Raw genomic sequence first — 10,566 nt, forward strand, 5'->3', positions numbered from 1 at the left:
TTTATAATCTATGAGGGATGAATGGATAATTTTCTTGTTCGTATACTACATCATACAACTGTTGCGGATCAGGGAAAGGAGATTCGTCTGCGAATTTCTCACATTCAGTTACCAAATCAGCAACTCTCTGATCGATCACCTCGATTTCAGCATCTGTAGCATAGTTGTTTTCTTTAATCATATCTAAAACCTGAGTAATTGGGTCGATTTTTTTGTATTCTTCCACTTCTTCTTTGGTTCTGTATAATTGTGCATCCGACATTGAATGGCCCCTGTAACGGTACGTTTTCATTTCAAGGAACGTTGGTCCGTCTCCACGACGTGCTCTGTCAATAGCTTCCTGCATTGCTTCAGCTACTTTGATAGGGTTCATCCCATCAACAGGCCCACATGGCATTTCATATCCTAAACCTAACTTCCAAATGTCTGTATGGTTAGCGGTTCTTTCTACAGAAGTTCCCATGGCATAACCATTGTTTTCAACTATAAAAACTACCGGTAATTTCCAATTCATAGCCATATTGAAGGCTTCGTGCAACGATCCTTGACGAGCAGCTCCGTCACCAAAATAAGTCAAGGTAACTCCTCCAGTTTCAAAGTATTTATCTGCAAAAGCGATACCGGCACCTACTGGGATTTGTGCACCAACAATACCGTGACCACCATAAAAACCATGCTCTTTATCAAAAATATGCATAGAACCACCCATCCCTTTTGAAGTTCCGGTTACTTTTCCAAGTAATTCTGCCATTACCCTTTTCGGATCAGTTCCCATACCGATAGGTTGCACGTGGTTACGGTAAGCCGTAATCATTTTATCTTTTGACAAATCCATTGCATGTAATGCTCCGGCTAAAACGGCTTCTTGTCCGTTATATAAATGTAAAAAACCTCTAACCTTTTGTTGAATGTAAAGGGCTGCCAGCTTATCTTCGAATTTTCTCCAGAAAAGCATGTCTTCATACCACTTCAATAAAACTTCTTTTGTTACTTCTTTCATGTGACTTAGTAAAGTATTGTGTGTAATTATTTTAAAGGACGCAAAAAATTGACCTCACACAAATTTGCGAAGAGCAAAAGTAAGACATTCCAAATAATTACTAAAATTTACAGCGTTATTTTTGTTGATTACAAATAGTTTTTATCAAATGTCAGGGGTAATAAATTTTGGATGGAATCCGATTTATAAACTTCTCCTGTTTCTCCCATAAAAAATATTTCGATTGGAGCATCCTGTCTAAATTCATATTCATAAATAGACTGACGGCATGCTCCGCAAGGAGGTATTGGCTTGGTCGTAACATTTTCTGTTGCGCCTGCTGTAATCGCCATTTTTACAATTTTAGCATTCGGATAAACTGCGCCTGCTTGAAAAATTGCCACACGCTCAGCACATAAACCTGATGGATATGCTGCATTTTCCTGATTGGAACCTACCACGATCTCACCGTTATCCAACAACAACGCTGCGCCTACTTTAAATTTCGAATAAGGGGCATAGGCATTTTTCCTTACTTCAATCGCTCTCTTCATTAAATCTTGGTCTTCACTAAAAAGTTCCTCCAGTGAATGAAATACTAAGATTTTTGTGTCAATTTTAATTTCTTTCATACTTTATAAGGGAAAAAAAATCCAAATTTCAATAAAGAAATTTGGATTTGCATTTAATTATTAATTCTAATTAATATTGTTCGTAATCATCACCAAAGTTGAATGTTAATGAAAAACGCAATGTATTTTCTAATGGATTTTTAACTCTTGACATTGAAAACAAATAAGAAGCATCCAATTTGATTGCATTGTATTTGAATCCTGCTCCCAAAGTTGCAAACTTTCTAGCACCTTTATCTTTACTTTCATTAAAATACCCAGCTCTCAATGCAAATGAATCTTGATACCAATATTCCAAACCTGCAGAATACGTTAACTCCTTTAATTCTTCTTTAAAACCATCGGGTGCATCACCGAATGATTTAAAAATCCCAGAAACCCATCCAACATTATTGTAAGCATCTGCTGCAGCCTGATATTCCGGCCCATCTATAAAACCGTCACCATTAGCATCAGTAACAACTTGAGGCGTTGGCACTAATAACTTTGTGAATTCAAGATTTGTAGTTACTTTATTGTATTCATCAAAGATAAAATCAAAACCTCCACCCAAACGTAGATTTGAAGGCAAAAAGTTTGAACTTCTTTCCACATCTCCGTCGTAAGAAATTTTAGGACCTAAATTTTGCAAATTGAAACCTGCTCTCCAACGACCATTAAAATCATTGTATGCAATTTCAGCTGATTCGTAATATCCAGCAACATCCACAGCAAAAGTATTTGCTGCAGAAGCATCACCTGACGACGACGCAATTCTTAGGTTTGAACGAATATATCTACCGGCTACCCCCATGGAAAAATTATCACTCAACTGTAATGAATATGACAAGTCGAATGCCAACTCATTTGGTTTTACTGAACCAGTAGTTGTACCGTTTTGATCGGTCAACTCGATATCACCCAAACCAAAATATCTCAAACTTCCTGCAAAAGCACTACGTTCGTTGAAACGATTAAAATAAGTCACCTGACTTAATGAAATATCATTCACCAAATCTGTCAAATAGGGAGTATAACTCACTGAAAAACCGCTTTTCTTAAGTGAAAAAGCATATTTAGCAGGATTAAATTGTTGTGAAAAGGCATCAGGAGATGTTGCAACTCCGATATCACCCATACCTGCTGAGCGGGCATCGGCTGCAATCAATAAAAAGGGTACCCCAGTTGTAATTGGTCTTTCATTCTGGGCAAAAACAGTCGTAGATGCTACCAACCCAGTAAAAAGTAAGATTAGTTTTTTCATTATATTTTTCAAAATATTCAACAAATATATACTTTTTATTAAAGTATCACTAATTTCTCAAATTTTTCGGCTTTTTTGTTGGTCAAGGTAGATTTGACTGTCAATTTATAGACATAAACTCCTTTACCAATTTTATCACCGAAATCATCCCTTCCGTCCCAGGTGATATCTCTTGACGTAAAACCTTCGGTAGTAACGGTTTGATTTTTACTCCAAACCACTTTACCACTTATAGTCAACACCTGTACCTGAACATCCAACGGCTCGAAAGGTTTGTTGTGTGTAAACCAAAACTCAGTGTGACTGACAAACGGATTTGGATAATTCAAAACATTTTTCAAAACCAAATTATCATCATCAACCACTATAAACTGTAACTCAGATGTAATCAAATTATTGTACACATCCCATGCTTTAAAAGTTAACGTATGCAAACCCGGTGTCAAATTCTGAAACGGGAATCGCAATTTTCCTTTAGTATAATCATCCAATTCGGTTTCATAATAATCATTCAACACATACGGTTTTGTTTCATCACCATCCAAATAGGCCACAATATCATGACCGATACCACTAGCGGTATTAATCCCGTTTTCATCTTCCAAAAATGCCAAAAACAAAGGAGATTCATTTGTAATTCCTCCCGACACAAAAGACTCATCATTCATATATAAACGCACCCTTGGCGGTGTATTATCAACTGCCGCATTGGTATTCAATCCACCTATTCTAATTGATGTATCATAACCTGTTTGATCTTCTAACACATTCGTTTTTTTAGCATAAAAACTAACTTTACCATTCCCTTCAGTAATTCTGATATCTCTAGGCACCACAAAAGTAAATTCAAACAAGCCATTTCTGATTGAAGCATTTCCTCTAAAAATTGTCTCTCCCAAAGTTTTGAAATTCATTTTATACACTACCCCACCAACCATCGTTCCGTCATTTCCTAGAGTAGTTCGATCAATTTCCTTATCAAAAATATTTACAGACAAAGCACCATTATAATCGGACAAAAGCGCATCAAATTCATCGCTCACTTCACCCGAAAACTTTACAACACTCAATGCTCTTAGTGGCTCTGTTACCGAAGCAATTGGAACATCATTAATTTTAGTCAATCTGATTTTTGGTTTAGGAATTGCTAATTTTAGCGCAGGATCTCCAATATAAAACACCACATTATTTCCGGAATTCATCATATTTACTTTTGTAAGTCTGACAGCTTCCGCAATCGAAACATAATTATTCGATCCATAAGCAAATAAATACTCTGCAAATCTCTGATTAAAACTTTCCCCGGTATTTTGTCCAATTTGTCTTGTAGTAGTCACCATTGAAACCGCTCCTCCTTTAGGATTCCAATAGGTATATTCACCCGCAGTTTTTCGCAGAGGATTATCAAAACGAGTAAATTCACAAGTCACCGTAATAAAAAGTGGATACTTATATTTATTATTGAGATTCTGAGCATCTACGATTTCAAACAAACGTTCTTGAGCCAATCCATCTTCACCACCATGACCCAAATAATCAAAAAACAATGCTCCCTGCGCAAAGGAATCAATAAATTCCTCTTTAGCTTTGGGATATTTTTGGCCTCCCGAAGTAGTTTCTTGAACATATGCATCCGAATGGATTTTTTTAGCATTTAAAAAAGGTTTGTTCGCCGTAATTGTATTGGCCATATTATCTACCACAGATTGCAACGAAGCATCACTTACTTTATCAAGATCGTCTGAAACGAAAACTAAATTATTTCTCCATTTTCCATAGGACTTCTCGTCATAATAATCAATAACTTTCGTTACCATTTGTTCGGCCTGACTCAAATTTGACGCCAAAATTCGTCCCACTGCAATATCCAAACTTTGCGATGACAACATACGTCCTTCATTATCATCCATCATCCCGAAATAATCATCGGATATAAATGAAGAGATAACAGAAAAACTATCCAAAGCATGAAAAATAGGAACAATGTTCGTATTGCCACTAATTCGGTTTTTAAAATCAAAAGAAGCATCTCCGAACAAGCACAAATATTTAATACGATTTTGTGGTGTAGTAGCATTTTCATATACATACTTCACAAAATTTCGTATTGCTCCAATATCTTGCTTTCCTGAAGAAAATTCATGGTATAGTTTTTCTAACGTAACCACTTTTACCTTTAATTGATTTTTATTCACATGAAAAGCAGCTAATCTTTCAGCCTGTGTAAGCAAAGATTGCGGTGTTACTATGACATAATCAACATTTTGAAAATTACCTTGGTTATCTTTAAACACATCTCCTTTTAAATCCTGATTGGCTACAGTAGTATCTGAGTCACGCAACGGTGTGTAAAAATCCGCATTATCGATTGCCACATAGTTTCTTTCCTCTCCCATGGTAGCCAAAACAGAGAACTGACTTTGGGCAGCGTTGGCTTTTGCGGTAACGTTATATATATCAGTTACATCCCAAACCTGACTAATAGCTGTCGCGTTACTGATCTGGTATTCACAAATACCAACATTAGCCTCAACTTCATCAACTTTAAAACTAAATTGTTTTCCAAAGCCTTTCAAAAAAGACTTCCCGTTAACTTTAATAAAATCAAGGTAGGCGTTAGCACTTGGCACCCCTCCATTATTATATTTAATAGTTACTGAAATAGTTCCAGGAGCAGGATTAGCCGTAAAAGTGTTCGTACTTGAAGAAGCGAAAACCGGACCTTCAGGATTGATTGCACTAAAATTCAAAATACCCACATCCTGTGCATTCACTTTAACATTGAATGTTGTACCTACAACTCCAACAGCGGCACCGTTAACTACAACATTAACCGGAGTCGACGGAACCAAGTTAGGAAAACCAAATGGAAACGTTTGTTCATTTTGTGTTTGAAACTGTTCACCGTACCATCTTCTACCCAATTTCACTATATTAACATTATCCACTTCATGAAATTGGTATTCATCAAAAGTAGTGTAAGTATTAGTCGGACTTCCAACTGGTTCAACCAACTGTTGAATCCTTTTACCAGGATTGGCTGAGGAAGTGATATAATAATACGATTTTGAAGCATACAAATTAGTATGGGTCTGACTTTCATCGTTCCAATTCTCAACTCCTTGTGCATAAAACAATATATAATCAGTATCATTAAAAACCCCGTCTTCTTCACCAACAAATTGAATGGCATTTTCCGTAAGATCATCAGGATAAGGAATAGAATTTAACAATGGCAACATTTTTCCACCATTACCATACAACTTAATATTTCTTGGATCCCCATTTGTATTAATCCCCAATCCACTTAGAAATTGTTTCGTTAATTTATAAACACCTGATTTTTCAACATAAAACCTTTTCCATGTTCCACTGCTTAACACAGAATTCGAAAATGCTCTTTGACGAGATGAGAAACTGCTCCTTTTTGTATCTGGAGACAAGATGTACGTCAATGATTTTATTCTTTTAAAATTACCATTTTCAGTGATAATAGGAGAAAAAGTTATAACACCGAAAAAATTATCACGTGCTTTCACATTTTCTACTTTAACATTTATGGCATTAGAAATATATTTCTTATCCAATTCCCCAATTTTCTCATTGGAAACGGTTTCGTATACTACGTTTGAAATTCGAACAGAATTTTCATCAATCGGAGCGTTCAGAGGTATAGCTTTAGAGAACAAGATAACCTTCTTTGCTTCATCGAAACGGAAGTTTCCTTCTTGAAAATAAGGTATCGAATAATGATACTTTTGATTCAATACGTACTTAGAATCATTCCACAACAAGTCAATATTGCCACTTTCCTGTGCAACAAGAGGTTGTAAAAAAGAAAACAAAAGGAAAAATAAAATCTTTTTCATATCTTTAATAAACGCAATAAAGCCTTTTATATTTTTAAGGTGTAAAAATAGCCAATTACACAATATAAAAAACAAGATAACGTTATCATCTGATATTAACGTTTAAAATTTTAAGATTTTTTTAAAATATTTATTCATTTAGTGTTGCAGTTTAATGGTTAATTATTATATTGCGCCACAAAATAATTACCTACTGAAAGTATGAAAGTAAACAAAACAATGACAGTAAGAGTACTTTTTTCCATGATGGTACTGTTAGGTTTTACTACTAGTTGTAGTAAAAAGTCAAGCACGAAAAACACTTCGTCAGCAACAGGATGGAAGATCAATGATCCGAACGGAGGTTTCCAGTACAACTCCAATTTTACAAAACAAGAAACTGCTCCAGGCCTTATTTTAGTTGAAGGTGGTACATTTACCATGGGTAAAGTACAAGATGACGTTATGCACGATTGGAACAATACTCCATCTCAACAACACGTACAATCTTTCTACATGGACGAAACAGAGGTAACTAATATCATGTACATGGAGTACTTGGATTGGTTAAAAAGAGTTTTTCCTCCGTCTGACGCAAACTATCGTCATATCTATGAAGGTGCATTACCGGACACTCTAGTTTGGAGAAATAGATTAGGTTATAATGAAACTATGACCAACAACTACTTAAGACATCCAGCTTATTCTCAATACCCAGTAGTAGGTGTTAACTGGATTCAAGCAAGCGAGTTCGCGAAATGGAGAACTGACCGTGTTAATGAAGCAATTCTTGAAAGAGAAGGCTACATGAAAAAAGGCGCAAAAGTTGTTGATGTTGATGCCAACAATACTTTCAATACAGAATCTTACTTAGTTTCTCCTTCTACTTCTTTCGGAGGTAACGAAGAAATTATTTTACAAAAACAAATGGGACGTTCTGCTGGAAAGTCGAAAAAGGCGAAAAAAGCAGAATCTACAGATACAACTTCTACTGCAGGTGCTGACGGGCCTAAAAATGTATACGCTCAAAAAACATCTGGTGTTTTATTACCTGAATACAGACTTCCAACTGAAGCTGAATGGGAATATGCAGCTGCTGCTGACGTAGGAAATAGAGAATACAACATTTACAGAGGACAAAAGAAATATCCTTGGAAAGGTCAATACACTCGTTCTGGAAACAGAATCACTAGAGGTGATCAATTGGCTAATTTCAAACAAGGCAAAGGAGATTACGGAGGAATTGCAGGATGGTCTGATGACAATGCTGATATTACAGCCGCAGTAAAATCATACAAACCAAATGATTTCGGTTTATATGACATGGCTGGTAACGTTGCTGAGTGGGTACAAGACGTTTACAGACCTATCGTTGATGATGAAGCAAATGACTTCAACTACTTCCGTGGAAACGTTTATACTAAAAACAAAATCGACAAAGAAGGTAAAGTAGAATTCGTAACTTCTGACAACATCAAATACGACACGTTAAGTAATGGTAAAATCATTGCTCGCAACAAGCCAGGAGAAATTGCTCAAGTTCCTGTTGACGAACAAGAAACTTACTTAAGACAAAACTTCTCTACAAGCAACAATATTGACTTCAGAGATGGAGACAAGTCGTCAACTCGTTTCTTTGATTTTGGAGGAAGTGAAGAAGGAGCTGCTCCTCTTTCTGAAAAGAAAAGAATGTATGACTCACCAATCCATAAAGTTTCTTCTATTAAAGATACAGTTAGTGGAACTTCAGCAATGGATCGCAAATTCGACAAATCCGTTAAGAGAACTACATTAATCGGAAACGATGTAAGGGTTTACAAAGGAGGTTCTTGGAGAGATAGAGCTTACTGGTTAGATCCAGCAACAAGAAGATACTGCCACCAAGACATCGCTACTGATTACATTGGTTTTAGATGTGCAATGTCAAGAGTTGGTCCTAAATCTGATTTCAAGAAAAGACCAAGAAATTAATAATACTTTCATACAAAATAAGAGCCCTATTTTTAGGGCTCTTATTTTTTTAGTAAATTCGCCACATGAAGATAGAAGAAATTTACCAATGTTTTTTACAGTGTGAATCTATTTCCACAGATACACGCAAGATTGAACCAAATTCGCTATTTATTGCTCTTAAAGGACAAAATTTTGATGCCAATACATTTGCTCAGGAAGCACTAAATAAAGGCGCTCAATTTGTAATTTTAGACAATAAAAACTTCTTTACGGATCAAGACAAAATGATTTTGGTTACCGACAGTTTAAAAACCCTACAGGAGCTAGCTAATTACCATAGAAATCAACTAGGTTTACCAATAATTGCATTAACCGGTAGTAATGGCAAAACCACCACCAAAGAATTAATCAATTGCGTTCTTTCCAAAAAATACAGAACAAAAGCAACAATAGGAAATCTAAACAATCATATTGGAGTTCCACTTACACTTCTTTCTTTTGATGAAGATACAGACATTGGCATTGTAGAAATGGGCGCCAATCATCAAAAAGAAATTGAATTACTTTGCAAAATTACTGCGCCAGATTTTGGATATATTACAAATTTCGGAAAAGCGCATCTAGAAGGATTTGGTGGTGTTGAAGGTGTAATCAAAGGAAAAAGCGAGCTTTATGATTACTTAAAAGAAAACAATAAAACAGTTTTTGTAAATACTGACGATCCTATTCAGAATAAAAAAACAGCGGAATTTACAAAATACACATTTGGAAGTGCAACAAACAACAACATAGTAATCACTTCTGTAAGCGCCAATCCATTAGTTAAGATTAATTTTTCAGACAAAACAATTCAATCACATCTTATCGGCATTTACAACGCAAACAATATTAACGCTGCAATAACTATCGGTAAATACTTTAACATTAACGAAAACGATATAAAAGATGCAATTGAATCCTATATTCCATCCAACAATCGCTCTCAATTAATTGAAAAAGGAACTAACCATATTATTCTCGATGCCTATAATGCAAATCCTTCAAGTATGAGTGCCGCACTAGGAAATTTCATACAACTTGAGTCCAATTCAAAAATTGCAATTTTAGGCGACATGTTCGAGTTAGGAGAAGAAAGTTCAGAAGAGCATAAGAAAATTGTAGAAAGCCTACAAAAAGAGACAACTATCGAAGTTTGTTTTATTGGCAAAGATTTTTATTCCAATAAAACCATAGACAGCCATTTGCATTTTTTTGAAACGTTTGATGAGTTTAATAAAAATTACCTCAAAAAACCACAAAATTCAACAATTTTGATCAAGGGTTCCCGGGGTATGGCCTTGGAAAGAACTTTAGATTTATTATAATTTATTAATCCAGCAAGTGCTGGATTTTTTTATAACCAATCATAGTTTAAGCAAAATACAAAGCCATATTGATAAGCACAAACTTAAAAACATGCGTTAAAATAAGATTCCACAAACATTAATTGAAATATAATTCAACTTGCAGATAGTCACCATACACAAACTAGACATTTGAATAGCTTATAATTTCGAATTTTAGCAATCACATGAAAAGAGCTATTACGAATTATCAAACAAGATTAATTCTTAAAATTGAACCAAAAAAAAACCTTATACAAGGCAATATTTATTGCATTAAGGATATATTTAAAAAAGAAATATTATACCAAATATTTTGTCATTATTGCCAATCAATAACCTCTTAAACATTTCCTCACACATAAAACTATTCACAAAGAAGAAAGTTATTATTTCCCACAACCTTTTAGTTTAAAAACATTTTATAATTAAAAAACCCTATTCATAACTGAATAGGGTTTTATAAAGAAAGGTAGCGGATCGAGCCCGAAGGGCGACACGCTGCACCTATAACAAAAAAAATCCCCAT

General features: G+C 35.1%; 6 protein-coding genes. 2 read left to right on the forward strand and 4 right to left on the reverse strand.

All coding sequences use genetic code 11. The features are described from left to right. Nucleotide 1: 1 nt before the first annotated feature. The 4 genes from pdhA to porU form a co-directional block, all read right to left on the reverse strand. A complete protein-coding gene (gene pdhA, locus ACFO7M_RS10380; RefSeq protein ID WP_379735501.1) occupies nucleotides 2-1,000 on the reverse strand; it encodes a pyruvate dehydrogenase (acetyl-transferring) E1 component subunit alpha in 999 nt (332 codons plus the stop codon). Nucleotides 1,001-1,128: 128 nt separating this feature from the next. Beyond that, nucleotides 1,129-1,611: a cytidine deaminase gene (gene cdd, locus ACFO7M_RS10385; protein WP_379714960.1), complete on the reverse strand. Its 483-nt coding sequence runs from the start codon at nucleotides 1,609-1,611 to the stop codon at nucleotides 1,129-1,131. 70 nt (nucleotides 1,612-1,681) lie between these two features. Then, on the reverse strand, nucleotides 1,682-2,854 hold the full coding sequence (gene porV, locus ACFO7M_RS10390; protein ID WP_379714962.1) for a type IX secretion system outer membrane channel protein PorV: 1,173 nt from the start codon (nucleotides 2,852-2,854) through the stop codon (nucleotides 1,682-1,684). Nucleotides 2,855-2,892: 38 nt separating this feature from the next. Then, nucleotides 2,893-6,723, reverse strand: coding sequence for a type IX secretion system sortase PorU (porU, locus tag ACFO7M_RS10395; RefSeq protein WP_379735502.1), 3,831 nt, complete (start codon nucleotides 6,721-6,723; stop codon nucleotides 2,893-2,895). A 201-nt stretch (nucleotides 6,724-6,924) separates the two neighbouring features. On the opposite strand from porU, the gene gldJ reads away from it, so the two are divergent. Then, complete coding sequence (gldJ, locus tag ACFO7M_RS10400; protein ID WP_379735504.1) at nucleotides 6,925-8,673, forward strand: gliding motility lipoprotein GldJ; 1,749 nt, start codon at nucleotides 6,925-6,927, stop codon at nucleotides 8,671-8,673. Nucleotides 8,674-8,738: 65 nt separating this feature from the next. Then, a complete protein-coding gene (locus tag ACFO7M_RS10405; protein WP_379735506.1) occupies nucleotides 8,739-10,019 on the forward strand; it encodes a UDP-N-acetylmuramoyl-tripeptide--D-alanyl-D-alanine ligase in 1,281 nt (426 codons plus the stop codon). Nucleotides 10,020-10,566 lie beyond the last annotated feature (547 nt).

It is taken from the genome of Flavobacterium sp. GCM10023249, from assembly GCF_042653365.1.
In the GTDB taxonomy this organism is placed as follows: domain Bacteria; phylum Bacteroidota; class Bacteroidia; order Flavobacteriales; family Flavobacteriaceae; genus Flavobacterium.